Annotated in this window: 12 protein-coding genes, 2 tRNA genes and 1 riboswitch; of the genes, 10 read left to right on the top strand and 4 right to left on the bottom strand. The window is 41.9% G+C overall.

Features of this window, described 5'->3' with window-relative positions:
- The 8 genes from groEL to AC058W_RS16280 all read left to right on the top strand — a co-directional run.
- The coding region (gene groEL / locus AC058W_RS16315; RefSeq protein WP_479390332.1) for a chaperonin GroEL at window positions 1-1,157 on the top strand (1,157 nt) is incomplete at its 5' end.
- A 468-nt stretch (window positions 1,158-1,625) separates the two neighbouring features.
- Window positions 1,626-2,630, top strand: a complete 1,005-nt coding sequence (locus AC058W_RS16310; RefSeq protein ID WP_147417054.1) for a fibronectin type III domain-containing protein — start codon at window positions 1,626-1,628, stop codon at window positions 2,628-2,630.
- An 89-nt stretch (window positions 2,631-2,719) separates the two neighbouring features.
- The gene (locus AC058W_RS16305) at window positions 2,720-3,337 is read left to right on the top strand and encodes a hypothetical protein (RefSeq protein WP_147346586.1); all 618 of its coding nucleotides are present in this window, start codon (window positions 2,720-2,722) and stop codon (window positions 3,335-3,337) included.
- Window positions 3,338-3,537: 200 nt separating this feature from the next.
- Window positions 3,538-4,041: a DUF6106 family protein gene (locus tag AC058W_RS16300; RefSeq protein ID WP_118516607.1), complete on the top strand. Its 504-nt coding sequence runs from the start codon at window positions 3,538-3,540 to the stop codon at window positions 4,039-4,041.
- A gap of 109 nt (window positions 4,042-4,150) precedes the next feature.
- On the top strand, window positions 4,151-5,608 hold the full coding sequence (gene guaB, locus AC058W_RS16295) for an IMP dehydrogenase (protein WP_117675824.1): 1,458 nt from the start codon (window positions 4,151-4,153) through the stop codon (window positions 5,606-5,608).
- A gap of 210 nt (window positions 5,609-5,818) precedes the next feature.
- Entirely contained in the window at window positions 5,819-6,727 is a 909-nt protein-coding gene (locus AC058W_RS16290; protein WP_479390331.1) for a peptidoglycan recognition protein family protein, read from the top strand.
- A 233-nt stretch (window positions 6,728-6,960) separates the two neighbouring features.
- Window positions 6,961-7,041: riboswitch (ZMP/ZTP riboswitch) on the top strand.
- A gap of 59 nt (window positions 7,042-7,100) precedes the next feature.
- Window positions 7,101-7,814 (top strand): IMP cyclohydrolase, encoded by a 714-nt coding sequence (locus AC058W_RS16285; protein ID WP_117675826.1) that lies wholly within the window; start codon window positions 7,101-7,103, stop codon window positions 7,812-7,814.
- Between the two features lie 129 nt (window positions 7,815-7,943).
- Window positions 7,944-9,128 carry a phosphoribosylaminoimidazolecarboxamide formyltransferase gene (locus AC058W_RS16280; protein WP_118247228.1) on the top strand — a complete coding sequence of 395 codons (1,185 nt, stop codon included), beginning with the start codon at window positions 7,944-7,946 and terminating at the stop codon, window positions 9,126-9,128.
- A gap of 104 nt (window positions 9,129-9,232) precedes the next feature.
- Here AC058W_RS16280 and AC058W_RS16275 read toward each other — a convergent pair.
- Window positions 9,233-9,305: transfer RNA gene (locus AC058W_RS16275), tRNA-Gly, on the bottom strand.
- Window positions 9,306-9,548: 243 nt separating this feature from the next.
- Here AC058W_RS16275 and AC058W_RS16270 point away from each other — a divergent pair.
- Window positions 9,549-10,646: a 3D domain-containing protein gene (locus AC058W_RS16270; RefSeq protein ID WP_118410901.1), complete on the top strand. Its 1,098-nt coding sequence runs from the start codon at window positions 9,549-9,551 to the stop codon at window positions 10,644-10,646.
- A gap of 256 nt (window positions 10,647-10,902) precedes the next feature.
- Here the strand turns inward: AC058W_RS16270 and AC058W_RS16265 are convergent, their stop codons facing one another.
- The 3 genes from AC058W_RS16265 to AC058W_RS16255 all read right to left on the bottom strand — a co-directional run bounded on the left by AC058W_RS16265 (window position 10,903) and on the right by AC058W_RS16255 (window position 13,898).
- Window positions 10,903-12,186: an O-acetylhomoserine aminocarboxypropyltransferase/cysteine synthase family protein gene (locus tag AC058W_RS16265; RefSeq protein ID WP_117675832.1), complete on the bottom strand. Its 1,284-nt coding sequence runs from the start codon at window positions 12,184-12,186 to the stop codon at window positions 10,903-10,905.
- A gap of 222 nt (window positions 12,187-12,408) precedes the next feature.
- A tRNA-Phe gene (locus AC058W_RS16260) sits at window positions 12,409-12,481 on the bottom strand.
- 232 nt (window positions 12,482-12,713) lie between these two features.
- Window positions 12,714-13,898, bottom strand: a complete 1,185-nt coding sequence (locus AC058W_RS16255) for an iron-containing alcohol dehydrogenase (RefSeq protein ID WP_117675834.1) — start codon at window positions 13,896-13,898, stop codon at window positions 12,714-12,716.
- 579 nt (window positions 13,899-14,477) lie between these two features.
- Here AC058W_RS16255 and AC058W_RS16250 point away from each other — a divergent pair.
- Window positions 14,478-15,839 carry an extracellular solute-binding protein gene (locus tag AC058W_RS16250; protein WP_479390330.1) on the top strand — a complete coding sequence of 454 codons (1,362 nt, stop codon included), beginning with the start codon at window positions 14,478-14,480 and terminating at the stop codon, window positions 15,837-15,839.

The raw sequence follows: 15,839 nt of genomic DNA, 5'->3' as shown, positions 1-15,839 counted from the left end.
CAGTTGGACAGTTAGTAGCAGACGCTATGGAAAAAGTTTCCAAAGACGGCGTTATCACAGTAGAAGAATCCAAGACAATGCACACAGAACTTGATCTGGTAGAAGGTATGCAGTTCGACCGTGGATATGTTTCCGCATATATGTCAACAGATATGGAAAAAATGGAAGCAAATCTGGAAGATCCATACATCCTGATCACAGACAAGAAGATCAGCAACATCCAGGAAATCCTTCCATTACTGGAACAGATTGTAAAAGTTGGTGCTAAACTCCTCATCATTGCTGAAGATGTAGAGGGTGAAGCTCTTACAACTCTTATTGTAAACAAATTAAGAGGAACCTTCCAGGTAGTAGCTGTCAAAGCTCCTGGATATGGCGACAGAAGAAAAGAAATGCTTCAGGATATCGCAATCCTTACAGGTGGCCAGGTAATCTCCGAAGAACTCGGTCTTGAACTGAAAGATGCAACTATGGAGCAGTTAGGACGTGCAAAATCTGTTAAAGTTGCAAAAGAGAACACAGTTATCGTTGATGGTATGGGCGACAAAGATGCAATCGCAAACCGTGTTGCACAGATCCGTGGACAGATCGAAGAGACAAAATCTGAATTTGATAAAGAAAAATTACAGGAAAGACTTGCAAAACTGGCTGGCGGCGTAGCTGTTATCCGTGTTGGTGCTTCTACTGAAACAGAAATGAAAGAAGCTAAACTTCGTCTGGAAGATGCTCTTGCAGCTACAAGAGCAGCAGTTGAAGAAGGTATCATCGCAGGTGGCGGATCTGCTTACATCCACGCATCCAAAGAAGTTGCAAAACTTGCAGCTACTCTGGAAGGTGACGAGAAGACAGGTGCAAACATTATCCTGAAAGCTCTGGAAGCTCCTCTGTTCCGCATTTCTGCAAATGCAGGACTGGAAGGTTCCGTAATCATCAATAAAGTAAGAGAATCCGAACCGGGAATCGGTTTCGATGCTCTCAATGAGAAATATGTAGATATGGTAGGCGAAGGAATCCTTGACCCTGCAAAGGTTACAAGAAGTGCCCTTCAGAACGCTACAAGCGTTGCTTCTACATTACTTACAACAGAATCTGCTGTTGCAATCATCAAAGAAGACGATCCGGCACCGGCTGCTAACCCGGGAATGGGAATGATGTAATCAATAGACAAAAATTGATTATTTAACCAAACTGCGAAGCAGTTATTTGGTTATGAGCAAGTAGCAAAAGCGGATTGCGAATATCCGATTGACTAAAAAGGCGTTTCGTGAATTGAAAGATTCATGAAACGCCTTTTTGTGTGAGTGGTAACAAAGAGAAGATAGTTTTGACAAATAGTAGTCGTACTTTATTGATTTACACTATTTTATTGTGATAAAATTACACCATATAATATAACTGAAAAAGGGAGGAGGTAAAGTTGAAAAAAGAGCAGGAAAAATCTAGCGGAACTTATTGCAGCAACCGACAGCAAGGAAGAAAGGATGTGTGAAAGAATGAAGAAGGATTGCATAAAAAAATCCCATGTAACTGTTTTTATAACAGTGTTAATGTTGCTCACATTTTGTTTTTTGTTTGCAAAACCAGCCAGTACATTTGCGGCTACAGATGTTCCTGGCAGGGCCACAATGCAGGATATTTCAACCCCGGCCTTTGGACAGGTAAAGCTTACCTGGAAAAAGGCAGATAATGCGACGGATTATCATATCTATTACAAAGAGAAAAAGGCCGGAAAGTGGACGAAACTGGCATCTGTGAAAGCTGGAACTACCAGCTACACGCACAAAGCTTCTGCCAAATATCCGCTTACGACAGGCAGATCATATGCTTATACAGTAAAAGCTTATAATTCTGCCTCCAAAAAGTATGGTGCGTATAATAAAAGAGGAATTATGATACAGATTTTACCGGAAACGGTGAAGCTTAATAAAGCGGAGGTTAATTCTGATAAGATTTCAGTAAATCTGTCATGGAGTAAAGCAGGTGGCTGTGACGCTTATGAGATTTATCGAAGAACCTACAGAAGCTCATGGAAAAGGATCGCCAGGGTAAAATCAAATACACTGAAATATAAAGATACAACACCAGTTCGTGGATGGGCCAATTATTATGCTGTATGTGGATACGACAGCAAGACCAAAACAACGGGAAATCGTTCAAATATCCTGCTTGCAGTTCTTGATTCTCCCCAATTTACTTTTCCAACGGTCAGAGATGCATATGTCGATGTTCTGCGTGCAGTTAAAGCAGGGGATAAGATAGGTATGATCGAGCCAATGCCGTACGGCACAGTGAATCTTGAGTATTTTGTTTTTGACATGAATAATGACTCAATTCCGGAATTGATCGTAGGCTCTGACTGCCCTTGGGAGGAAGGAGATAAGACCTATACCCGGAAAATCTGTCAGCTTTATACTTGTGAGAAGACCGGTTCAGGTTATAAATCAAAGCGAATGAGCGGTTATTTCTGGGACCCGCAGATGTCGGAAAAACATGATTATTTATATGAGAATTATTACTGGTATGCTAAATCTGTGAATTTTAAATATCGATGGTTTATAGATAAAGAGGATAACATACTTAAGCATTACAGCGAACCTCTGAACTATAAAGTGGGAAGTAAAGAATTCTGAGTAAAACAGAAAGACCGGTCACACCGACACCTGCACAGCCGGCAGTCCCGACACCGATTCCGATTCCGCCGGGAGTACATCCGACACTGATGACAGATATAACCTTAAGTCGACGTTCTATCACCATGACATCTAAAGGAGATAGGGTATTTCTTGATTCTATGGTTCTGCCGTTCAGAGCTTATTATAAAATGCTTGGATGGGTAAGCAGTGATCCGTCTGTAGTATCGGTAGATGGATATGATTATCTGGCTTCTTCAAGTACAATGCTTACGGCTGTGGGAAATGGAACAGCAGTAGTTACAGCTTATGCGCTGGATGGTTCCGGACTGACTGCTCAGTGTAAAGTAACCGTAGATTATAAAGATGACAATGGAACTTCAGAACTGCCTTCTATCCCGGATGATCAGAATACTCAGGTGATCAAAGTGAAATCAATCAAATTAAGCCAGACATCCGTAACAATCACAGACAAGAAGAAGCATTATGTTATAGAAGCAACCTACAGTCCATCCAATGCCACAGTAAAGGGATGCAGATGGACCACGAGTGATAAGTCTGTTGTACTGGTAAACAGTGGATGGGCGACGGAATTCAGTAAACATTACCTCACACCTGTGGGAAATGGAACTGCGGTAATTACAGCTCATGCACTGGATGGCTCGGGTGTGGTTGCAAAATGTGTGGTAACAGTAAATATGAAATAAGTGTACCTGCTCAATGCTTCACAGCTACGGGTCAAAATCCATGGAATATCATCTTTTGTGCTGAGATTTTCTAAACTGACAAAAAGGGACTGCCGCATAGACGGCAGTCCCTTTTTGTGCTATAATACCTGTTAAATCATCCGGGTTGCTGAAAATTTGATTCAGACTACCGGAAAAACAGAAGAAAAGGAGCAAAGAAGATGAGTGACCTGTATTCAGAATTATTGGTAAAACGGGAACACACAATCAAAGACAGCTTTGTAAAGTATGGCCTGATTGTGTTGACAGCAATCGCAGTAATTGCCGGACTGATTATCACTCCATTAATATGGATCGCAGCTGTAGCACTTGGAATTGCATGTTATTTCGTAATTCCTAAAACAGACGTAGAATACGAATATCTGTTTATCAACGGCGATTTCGACATCGATATGGTAATGGCGAAAACAAAAAGAAAGAGAGTAAAGAGTTTCAAATTATCAGAGGCAGATCTGGCTGCACCGTTAAATTCCCACAGAATGGACTATTATAACGGAAACCAGAAGATGAAAGTACTGGATTTTTCATCAGGAAATTCAGAGCATAAACGCTTCGGAATCATCACAAGACTGGACGGAGAATTATGCAAGATCATCCTTGAGCCAGACGAGAAACTTGCACAGGCTATGAAAAATTCAGCACCGAGCAAAGTTTTTTTGGATTGACATAGAAACTGATTTTTGTTACACTTGTTGAAAATAAAAGGGCCAGTTAATGGTTCCTTTTTATATTACAATAGTAATTCAATTTCATATACGCAAGGGAGGAAATGCAATGGGTACTATCATTGGTGAAGGTATTACTTTTGATGACGTTCTGTTAGTTCCGGCATATTCAAAGGTAATTCCGAATCAGGTAGACGTTACAACGTACTTAACAAAGAAGGTTAAACTGAACATTCCTATGATGAGTGCAGGAATGGATACAGTAACCGAGCATCGTATGGCAATCGCCATGGCGAGACAGGGTGGTATTGGTATTATCCACAAGAATATGTCTATTGAAGCTCAGGCTGAAGAGGTAGATAAGGTAAAACGTTCCGAGAACGGTGTTATCACAGATCCTTTCTATTTATCTCCTGAACATACACTCAAGGACGCAGATGAGTTAATGGCGAAGTTCCGTATCTCCGGTGTGCCGATCACAGAAGGCAGAAAACTGGTAGGAATCATTACCAACCGTGATCTGAAATTTGAGACAGATTTCGATAAGAAGATCAAAGAGTGCATGACTTCAGAGGGACTGATCACAGCCAAAGAAGGAATCACACTGGAAGAAGCCAAGAAGATTCTGGCGAAATCCCGTAAAGAGAAATTACCCATTGTAGATGATGACTTTAATTTAAAAGGTTTAATTACTATTAAAGATATTGAGAAACAGATTAAATACCCTCTGGCAGCAAAAGATGATCAGGGACGTCTTCTCTGCGGTGCAGCAGTAGGAATTACAGCTAACGTACTTGCACGTGTAGATGCACTTGTAAAAGCATCTGTAGACGTAATCGTAATCGACTCCGCTCATGGACATTCAGAGAACATACTTAAGGCTGTCCGTGAGATCAAAGATGCATATCCGGATCTGCAGGTAATCGCAGGTAACGTTGCAACAGGCGCTGCAACAAAGGCACTGATTGAGGCTGGTGTTGATGCAGTTAAAGTTGGTATCGGACCTGGATCTATCTGTACAACACGTGTCGTTGCAGGTATTGGCGTTCCACAGATCACTGCTGTTATGGATTGCTACGAAGTGGCAAAAGAATACGGAATCCCGATTATCGCAGACGGTGGTATTAAATATTCTGGAGATATCACAAAGGCTATCGCAGCCGGTGCGAATGTCTGCATGATGGGAAGCATGTTCGCAGGATGCGATGAGAGCCCGGGAACATTCGAATTGTATCAGGGTAGAAAATACAAAGTATACCGTGGTATGGGATCTATCGCAGCTATGGAGAACGGAAGTAAAGACCGTTACTTCCAGGAGAATGCGAAGAAACTTGTTCCGGAAGGTGTCGAAGGACGTGTTGCTTACAAGGGACATGTTGAGGATACTGTATTCCAGCTTATGGGTGGTCTCCGTTCCGGTATGGGATACTGTGGTGCTGAGAATATCGAAAAACTTAAGACAACAGGCAGATTTATCAAGATTTCTGCTGCATCTCTTAAGGAATCTCATCCACATGATATTCATATCACAAAAGAGGCTCCAAACTACAGCGTAGATGATAAATAATAAAGATTTACAATAATAAATGCCCCGGTTGGCTGCTGGTGGAAGGAAAGCAAATACCTTCCGGCATATGCTGACAGGGGTGTTTTTTGTATCAAGAAATCGACTTGTCGGTACACTAGAAGATACAAAAAAGTCTCCATATATGACGGAGAGAAATTATATCGCTGAGGCGATTATTGCAGGTATAGAATCCTGTAAGAGAAGGTAAAAATGAAAAAACAGATAAACAAAACTAAGAAATCAAGTAAAAAAGGCACGAAAACTGCGGCGAAGTCAGGGAGCGCAAAGAAGACGGGGAGAAAAGCAGGAACTTCAAAAAATGCAAAATCAGCCACACTCTATGAGGCGAAAAAAACAACTGTCAGAAAGAAAAGGGGAAAGAGCAGCAGAATAAAACAGAGAAATCAGCGAGTGTTTATAGCTGTCCTGTTAATTATTATCGTGCTTTTAGCTGGATGGATCGTGCTGAATCGTGCCGGGGAAAATGGATGGAGTATTGGGGATTTTTTACATAATTCGGATGACATGGTTTCTGATACAGAACAATCAGAAACATCCTCAGGAGACGATTCATCCGGTGGACCAGAGCAGTGGCAGAAAGAGGGAGCACCTTATATTGATGTGGAACTGCTCACACCAAATGAGTATTCCAGACCACAGATTCCTATCGAAAGTGTAAACTATATTGCAATTCATTACACTGCAAATCCAGGAGCAACAGCTATTGCAAACAGGAACTATTTTGAGAATCTGGCAAATACCCATGATACGAAGGTAAGCAGCCATTTTGTGGTGGGACTGGACGGAGAGGTGGTGCAGTGTATCCCTACTTCTGAAATGTCTTATGCGACGAATTCGCGCAATATAGATACAATCTCAATCGAATGCTGCCATCCGGATGAAACGGGGCAATTCAATGATTCAACATATGATTCTGTAGTGAAACTGACAGCATGGTTATGCGTGCGGTTTGGGCTCACATCCGAAAATGTGATCCGCCACTATGATGTTACTGGAAAGGACTGCCCGAAATATTATGTGGAAAATCCGGATGCATGGCTTCAGATGAAAGCGGATATTGCAGCGCAGATCAATGTAGATTATGGATTGCAAGGATAATGCCGGTAACGCAACAAAAATTTATTTCAAATTGACTATAGTAATAGAAACTTGGCTTGTATGTTTTGAAATTTTTTTATATATGTCAGAGCATCAAGTGGTCAATACACTTATGGGGATAGTAATGAGTGAACAATAATAATCACACAGAAAATAAGTACCGCACAAAAAAATTTGCCTTGAAATCCGCAAAAAAGTATTGTACTATAATAGCAACGTGTGAATTTTCACAACAGTACCTGCATGACTGGCGGAAGTAGGATTACCTACAGGGAGTGCAGTGTGTATATGAGCCGACCGCCTGGGCAGCCTGGAGAGAAAGGGTTTCCCAGGCTTTTTTTGACCTTATTTTTAATGAAAAGGAGAAAAAATTATGGAAATGTTATCACTGGAAAAAGAACTGAAAGAGAATTCCTATCCGGGAAGAGGAATCGTAATCGGACGTTCTGCAGACGGTAAGAAAGCAGTGACAGCTTATTTCATCATGGGCAGAAGCGAGAACAGCAGAAACAGAGTATTTGTAGAAGATGGAGAAGGAATCCGCACACAGGCATTTGATCCATCCAAACTTACAGATCCGAGTCTGATCATCTATGCACCTGTACGTGTACTGGGAAACAAAACAATCGTGACAAACGGAGATCAGACAGATACTGTTTATGAGGGAATGGATCATCAGCTTACTTTTGAACAGTCCTTAAGAAGCAGAGAATTTGAGCCAGACGGACCAAACTATACACCTCGTATTTCCGGAGTTATGCATGTAGAGAATGGAAAATTCAGTTATGCAATGTCAATCCTCAAGAGCAACAACGGAAATCCGGACGCATGCAACCGTTATACATTTGCATATGAGAATGCGATTGCCGGTGAGGGACATTTTATTCATACTTATAAATGCGATGGAAATCCACTTCCAAGCTTCGAGGGAGAGCCAAAACTGGTAGCGGTTCCGAATGATATGGATGAATTTGCAAACCTTCTCTGGAACAGCCTGAATGAAGATAATAAGGTATCTCTGTTTGTGAGATATATTGATATTGAAACTGGCAAGTACGAAAGCAAGATCATTAATAAGAATAAATAATAGTCACTTACTGAGTACAGATAGTGCTCATAGATTATTGTGGGCATAAGACGATGCTTTCGCAGTTAGAAATTATTTACAGGAATTAATTTTAAAATACTTATTTGGTTCATACGGAGGATTTATATAATGAAAGAATTCGAATTAAAATATGGCTGTAACCCGAATCAGAAACCTGCAAAAATTTATATGGCAGACGGATCCGAGCTTCCGGTAAAGATCCTTTCCGGAAGACCGGGATATATCAATTTCCTGGATGCATTCAACGGCTGGCAGTTGGTATCCAATCTGAAGAAAGCGACAGGACTTCCTGCAGCTACATCTTTTAAACATGTATCTCCCGCAGGTGCTGCTGTAGGACTTCCTCTTACAGAGACTCTGGCAAAGATTTACTGGGTAAATGATATGGACTGGAAGAATTTTTCGCCATTAGCATGCGCTTATGCAAGAGCCCGCGGTGCTGACAGAATGTCCTCTTTTGGTGATTTCATTTCCCTTTCTGATGTGTGTGATAAAGATACAGCACTTCTGATCAAGAGAGAGGTATCCGATGGTGTGATCGCACCTGGATACACAGAAGAAGCTCTGGAGATTCTGAAACAGAAGAAAAAAGGAAACTATAATGTAATCCAGATCGATGAGAACTTTGTACCGGCTCCGCTGGAACACAAAGAAGTATTTGGTGTAACTTTCGAACAGGGCCGTCAGGAACTTGAAATCGATGATGCAATGCTTTCCAATATTGTGACAGAGAATAAAGAGCTTACAGAAGAAGCAAAACGTGATATGAAGATTTCCCTGATCATTCTGAAATATACACAGTCCAATTCCGTATGTTTCGTAAAAGATGGACAGGCAATCGGTGTAGGAGCAGGACAGCAGTCACGTGTACATTGTACAAGACTTGCAGGCCAGAAGGCGGACAACTGGTACCTTCGCCAGTGCCCGAAAGTGCTGAATCTGCCATTTAAAGATACAATTTCACGTGCGGAACGTGACAATGCCATTGATGTTTATATCGGTGATGAATATATGGATGTACTTGCTGACGGTATGTGGGAGAAAACTTTCACAGAGAAACCGGAAGTATTTACAAAGGAAGAGAAACGTGCATGGCTGGATCAGATGACTGATGTTACACTTGGATCTGATGCATTCTTCCCATTCAGTGATAATATTGAGCGTGCTCATAAGAGTGGCGTGAAGTATATTGCTGAGCCGGGTGGATCTGTGCGTGATGATGCTGTGATCGAGACTTGTAATAAATATGGAATGGTGATGAGCTTTACTGGAATCAGATTGTTCCATCATTAATAAAACTGGTATGGGTACGCACGAGACACTGGATGTGGTCAAATACATCCAGTGTCTCGTGCTGAAGAATATAAAAAAGCATCAGCAAATGCTGATGCTTTAAGAGCGATAGACGGGGCTCGAACCCGCGGTCTCGACCTTGGCAAGGTCGCGCGTTACCAACTACGCCACTATCGCATTTATTAAATTGTTTGCTAGGATATTTTCCTCAGCGACAAGATATATGTTACTATAAAAAATATTATTTGTCAAATACTTTTTATTGATTTTGAGAATATTTTTTGAAAAAAGTTATGGCTGCTTCATATCGGGGAATAAAATTTGAATATTTCGTGAAGTCTTGGATGGGAAAATTGCAAAAGAGCAGGGGCTGTGCTATGATAATTGAATGTAAAGCAATAAAGGAGATGAAATTTGCTTATGAAAAAAAGACTGATGATGCTGGCTCTTTGTTCTGCGCTTGCAGTTCCGACTACAGTATCAGCGGATATCCTTGATTATGAGGGTACGATTAATGCTTACAAGCAAGACAATAAGACTGCCCAGACTTTTGAGATTGACAATGGAAGCGGGGAGAAAGTAACTGCGGTTGCCAAGACAGATATAGTTTCGATATCTGTCAAGTCTACATATATAAGATCTAATCCTGGTAAGGACGGAAAGAAATTAAAGAAAGTTTATCTTGGAACGAGCGTGGAACGTGTTGCTGTTTGTGATAATGGCTGGAGTAAGGTGACCTATGAATATAAGAATAAGAACGGCGAACAGAGGGTCAGCGGTTATGTGCAGACAAAGAATATCAATGACAGTGATCAGGTAAAGGCCGCGAAAGGAACTTTTACAGCATTAAAAGACAGCGATATTCTGGATTATCCAGGTAAGAAGGATGGGGAAGTGGTAGGTGAGATCATTCAGGAGGATGAGGTTAAACGACTTTCCACTGTCAATGATATATGGAGTCAGATTTCCTATAAGAATGATGAGGGAAAGAAAAAAATCGGCTATATACCAACCAGTGTGCTGGAGAATGTGACAGACACGAAAGAAAGCGAGGAAGAGACAAAAATCGCAGAGGTAGATGGACAGGAAGCGGGTGTCATCCATAAAAGCGAAGGCAAGGGAGTTTTTGCCGATGCGGTGGAAGGCGTGACTGCATCTAAAGGTGAATCTGTCAATGGCGTACAGATTGGTACCCCGGTGGCAGTGTCATCAGAGGCAACTTTGAAGCCATTAGGAACATTTAAGATTACACATTATTGTCCATGCAGCATTTGTTGTGGCCCATGGGCAAACGGCATTACAGCATCAGGTGTAACAGCTACAACAAATCATACGATTGCTGTAGATCCTTCGCAGATTCCATATGGTTCCAAAGTTGTAATCAATGGACAAGTCTATGTTGCTGAGGACTGTGGCGGTGCAATTAAGCAGAATTGTATCGATATTTATGTTGCTACTCACCAGGAGGGTGAAGATAAAGGCGTGTATTATACAGATGTATATTTGCTTCAGGAGTAGAAGTCAGTCGGATATTTGCAATCCGCTTCCAGTACGTGGCTCTACACCGAATAACTGCTTATTGCTCTCTGCAATTGAAGCAGGGGACTTACTCGATTCGGTTAAAGTCTGATAAATGAGAGAATAATAAAATCCAGAAGAATCCAAATATGAAATGAAATAAATCATATTTGGGATTACTTCTGGACTTTTTTATGATTTCATAGAGAAAGCGTAACTGTTCAGTGCCTTTATAGTTACGAGAAAGTTCTATATTTTATGCGTTCTGAAGTGCCTGTTCGATGTCAGCAATAATATCATCTGCGTTTTCGATACCAACGGAGAGACGGATCATTCCCGGTGATACTCCGGCTTCTGCAAGCTGTTCATCATTCATCTGACGATGCGTGTGGCTTGCCGGATGAAGAATCATAGTCTTAGATGCCGCTACATGAGTAGCGATAGTAGCAAGTTTCAGACTGTCCATAAAACGGACGGCTGCTTCTCTGCCACCTGTTAATTCAAAGGAAATAACACCGCAGGTTCTGCCTCCGTTCATGTATTTCTGAGCCAGTGGATAATATTTGTCATCCGGAAGCCCTGCATAGTTTACGTGAGAGACTTTCTCGTGGGCATTCAGAAATTCTGCGATTTTCTGTGCATTATAGCAGTGACGTTCTACGCGAAGTGGCAATGTTTCCAGTCCAAGGTTCAGAAGGAAACAGTTTGTCGGAGATGGAATAGAGCCAAGGTCACGCATCAGCTGAGAGGTTGCCTTTGTGATATACGCTTTTTTTCCAAACTGTTTCGTGTAGATTACGCCATGATAAGATTCATCTGGTTCTGTCAGACCATGATATTTATGTCCATAAGCATCCCAGTCAAAGTTGCCGCTGTCAACGATAGCTCCGCCAACTTGTACAGCATGTCCGTCCATATATTTGGTGGTGGAATGAGTAACGATATCTGCACCCCATTCAAAAGGACGACAGTTAACAGGAGTAGCGAAGGTGTTGTCTACGATAAGCGGAACTTCATGCTCGTGAGCAACCTTTGCGAATTTCTCGATATCCAGAATAACCAGAGCAGGATTTGCGATTGTTTCTGCGAAAAGTACTTTGGTGTTAGGGCGGAAAGCAGCAGCAATTTCCTCAGCACTTGCATCTGTATCAACGAAAGTGCAGTCAATGCCGAGCTTTTTGAAAGTAACGGCAAGAAGATTGAATGTTCCTCCGTAAATAGTGGAAGCAGCTACGACATGATCACCTGCTTCGCAGATATTAAAGACCGCATAGAAATTAGCAGCCTGTCCGGAAGAGGTAAGGATTGCGGCAACACCACCCTCCAGATCAGCGATTTTTGCAGCTACGGCATCGTTAGTCGGATTCTGAAGACGGGTGTAGAAATATCCTTCTGCCTTCAGGTCAAAAAGCTGTCCCATTTCATCAGTGGTATCATATTTGTAAGTGGTACTCTGATAAACCGGGAGTGCGCATGGTTCACCCTTGGATGGAGTGTAACCGGAATGGAGACATTTAGTCTCGAGTTTAAAGTCACTCATGAGTCTGGTTCCTTTCTTATGTTAAATTGCTTCAATAAAATGTTGTATTAATATTGGGAAAATGATGATATTGATACAAAATTTCATGATAGTCTTAGAAAATTATACCTCTGAAATTTGTAGAAGACAATATGAAAAGGGAAATAAAAAATCTAAAAAATGTAATAAAAAGATGCCCAGGCTTTTTCTAACCAGCAGTGAGTAAAAAATGTAATAAAAAAATGCCCAGAGCCGGAATCGAACCAGCGACACGAGGATTTTCAGTCCTCTGCTCTACCAACTGAGCTATCTGGGCATTTGGTTTGTGATTTATTGTTTATCACGGGGTTTATAATATCATATAGATTGTTTGAATGCAAGCAAAATTTTCGCTTTTTGCGAAAAAAGAGATAATAAAGTTTCTATTTAAAAAGGGACGCTGCGAAAAATAGATGTGTCAGAAAACATCTATTTTTCGCAGCTGGTAATTGGAAAAGTGTAGAAATTTCCTGCCTTAAAATGGACTGATGCCAGATGGAAAGGAAGCATTACCTTGCCATCTGATAAATTTTTTCCATGTCTTTCATGTTGAGTTGTTTGAATACACCGATGGTGCGGGTGTCTTCGAAGCTGCATTTGAAGGCGAGGTCGTGGATTTCCTGGTCGGTCAGGTCGAGGCCGAGTTCGTGGAGGCTGGTTGGCATTTCTACGGAGCGGAAGAAGTTTTCCATTGCTTCGATTCCGGCGAGGGCGGTTTCTTTGAAATCTGTTCCGCAGGGGATATCGAATACGTTTGTTGCGAATTGGGCGAAGCGTTCCGGGTTTACTTCGTAGACGTAGCGTGCCCAGCTTCCCCAGATGGCTGCGAGGCCTGCGCCGTGAGTGACATCATAGACTCCGCCGAGTTCATGTTCCAACTGGTGGCATGCCCAGTCACCACCGCCGGTTCCACATCCTGTGAGGCCGTTGTGAGAGAGGCTTCCGGCCCACATGATTTCGGCTCTGGCGCTGTAGTTGTCTGGTTCTTTCATGAGGATACGGGCGTTGTAAATGACAGTCTGCATCAGGGATTCGCTGATACTGTCAGTGATTTCCATGGTTTCAATGTTTACGAAATAGCGTTCCATGGTGTGCATAAGGATGTCTACACAGCCACTTTCAGTTTGATACTGCGGGAGAGTGTAGGTGAGGCGCGGGTTCAGGATGGCGAATTTCGGTCTGCAGTAATCTGTTTTTGCACAGCCTCTTTTTTCTTTTGTTTCTTCATTTGTAATGACACTGGAACTGCTCATCTCGCTTCCGGAGGCTGCAATGGTAAGGACTACACCGATAGGGAGACAGGCGGTTGGGGTTGCTTTTTTCAGACAGAAATCCCAGACGTCTGTTTCTGGATTTGCGACACCGTAGCCGATGGCTTTGGAGGAGTCGATTACACTTCCACCACCGACGGCAAGAATAAAGTCTACATTTTCTTTTTTACATAATTCGATTCCCTCGCGGACCTTGGAAAGGTGAGGATTTGGAACAACGCCTCCCAGAGTGACGTATTCAAGTCCGGCTTCTTCGAGATTGGCTTTCAGCTCATCGATAAGTCCGGAACGGACAGCACTCTGTCCACCGAAATGAATCAGCACTTTTTTTGCCCCATATTCTTTCAGCAGAGAACCTGCCTGAAGGTGGGTATCTTTGCCAAAGATGACACGGGTTGGTGTATAATATTCGAAATTTCTCATAATGTATGTTATGCCTCCTGAAATTTAGAAAAATTGATAATGGATTTAACCGAATCAAGTAAGTCCCCTGCTTCAATTGCGAAGAGCAATAAGCAGTGGGTGGGGACTTGCTTGTATCAGGAGGGGTACAAGCCCCTCCTGATAAACTGCGAGGCAGTTATTCGGTGTAGAGCCACGTAGCGGAAGCGGATTGCGAATATCCGATTGACTCATTTGCATGATGTTAAAGGTAAAGCTTTGCCTTTGGTATCATTATATCTTAATTAAAACAGATAATGGGGAAATAGTCAAAGAAATAATAAGAGTAGAACAGTAACGCGGAAAATATCTGGACAGAATCATCGCACTTGAAAATGAAGATTATGAGAAATTTAGCAGAGATAACAGTATCCTTGTATGGGTATAAATTTATAATATCTATAATTTTTTGCACAGTATCTATAATTTCCTTCACGCGAAAAAAGGAAAGACAGAAATTTATAGATTTTAGACAGATTATTTTATGGGCATTGTGCGAGGGGGATGCTATGATAAATACACTTAAATATACAAAGTGAACAAAAAAGGAGGAAAAAAGAAATGAAGAAAAGAATGTACAAGATTATGGCACTTGCCATGACAGCAGCTATGGTGGTACCTATGGCAGCTCAGACAACTGCATTTGCAGCTGACGACAAAGAAATTACTTACTGGAATATCGCGGTAGAAAGCCCGGACAAAGATATTGTTACCGCAGCAGTAGATAAGTTCAACAAAGAGACAGAGTCAGGTTACACCGTAAACCAGGTTTCCATCCAGAACGATACATACAAAGAGAAACTGGTTATTGCCATGAGCTCAGGTGAGTGTCCTGATATGTACTCAAGCTGGTCAGGTGGTCCAATGTATGAATACATTGATTCCGGATTTGCACAGCCAATCGATGATCTTCTGGATCAGTCTGATCTTAAAGACAAACTTCTGGATGCAGCAATTGAACAGGGAAGTTATAACGGACATGTATATGCAATCCCATATCTGAATGTATCTCTGGCAGGTATCTTCTATAACAAAGAAATGTTTGATAAATATGGTCTGGAAGAACCAAAGACATTGGCAGATCTGGAAAATATCTGTGCAACATTAAAAGAGAACGGAATTACACCATTTGCACTTGCTAATGGATCTAAATGGACAGGATCTATGTACTTCATGTCTCTGGCAGCTCGTTACGGCGGACTTGAACCGTTCCAGAATGCAGTTGCAGGAACTGGCAAATTTACAGATGACTGCTTCATCAAAGCTGGCGAGAAGATTCAGGAGTGGGTTAACAACGGATACTTCCCGGATGGCGTAAACTCCTTAAGTGAAGATGATGGACAGGCTAAACAGTTAATGTATCAGGAAACAGCAGGTATGCTTCTTTGCGGCTCCTGGTATACAGGAACATTCCAGTCTGACAGCGAAGAGTTCTATCAGAAAATCGGCTGGTTCCCATTCCCGGCAATTGATGGCTCCGATGCAGACTCTACAATCCAGATCGGTACTGTAGGTGACCAGTTCATTTCCTTCAACTGTGAAGGCGACAAGCTTGCAGCAGCATTTGAATGTGCAGCAGATCACTTATCAGATGAAGTTACTGATATCACATATTCCAACAACAAGATCGTTCCTGTAAAAGATGCAGGCGATCACATCACAGATCCGGTTGTAAAAGAAATCTTTGACGCAGCTCAGGAAGCATCTTCTATTCAGCTGTGGTACGACCAGTATCTGCCAACATCTGTTGCATCTGCACATCTGGATGGACTTCAGGAAGTATTTGGTCTGACAAAGACTCCTCAGGAAGCACAGGAAGAAATGCAGGCAGCAATGGACGAATACTTAAGCACAAAATCTGATTCTGCAGCAGACGATACAACAGAAGAAACAGCAGATGATGCAGCAGAAGATGCTGAATAA

Source organism: Blautia sp. CGZ-1-C1 (genome assembly GCF_056504575.1).
This window is presented reverse-complemented; position numbering and strand designations above follow the sequence as displayed.

Bases quoted from the DNA above. Each gene is read 5' to 3' on its own strand.
- AC058W_RS16305 (WP_147346586.1), top strand. From the start codon at position 2,720: ATGACAGATATAACCTTAAGTCGACGTTCTATCACCATGACATCTAAA.
- AC058W_RS16270 (WP_118410901.1), top strand. From the start codon at position 9,549: ATGAAAAAAAGACTGATGATGCTGGCTCTTTGTTCTGCGCTTGCAGTT.
- AC058W_RS16255 (WP_117675834.1), bottom strand. From the start codon at position 13,898: ATGAGAAATTTCGAATATTATACACCAACCCGTGTCATCTTTGGCAAA.
- AC058W_RS16280 (WP_118247228.1), top strand. From the start codon at position 7,944: ATGAAAGAATTCGAATTAAAATATGGCTGTAACCCGAATCAGAAACCT.
- AC058W_RS16265 (WP_117675832.1), bottom strand. From the start codon at position 12,186: ATGAGTGACTTTAAACTCGAGACTAAATGTCTCCATTCCGGTTACACT.
- guaB (WP_117675824.1), top strand. From the start codon at position 4,151: ATGGGTACTATCATTGGTGAAGGTATTACTTTTGATGACGTTCTGTTA.
- AC058W_RS16300 (WP_118516607.1), top strand. From the start codon at position 3,538: ATGAGTGACCTGTATTCAGAATTATTGGTAAAACGGGAACACACAATC.
- AC058W_RS16250 (WP_479390330.1), top strand. From the start codon at position 14,478: ATGAAGAAAAGAATGTACAAGATTATGGCACTTGCCATGACAGCAGCT.
- AC058W_RS16290 (WP_479390331.1), top strand. From the start codon at position 5,819: ATGAAAAAACAGATAAACAAAACTAAGAAATCAAGTAAAAAAGGCACG.
- AC058W_RS16310 (WP_147417054.1), top strand. From the start codon at position 1,626: ATGCAGGATATTTCAACCCCGGCCTTTGGACAGGTAAAGCTTACCTGG.
- AC058W_RS16285 (WP_117675826.1), top strand. From the start codon at position 7,101: ATGGAAATGTTATCACTGGAAAAAGAACTGAAAGAGAATTCCTATCCG.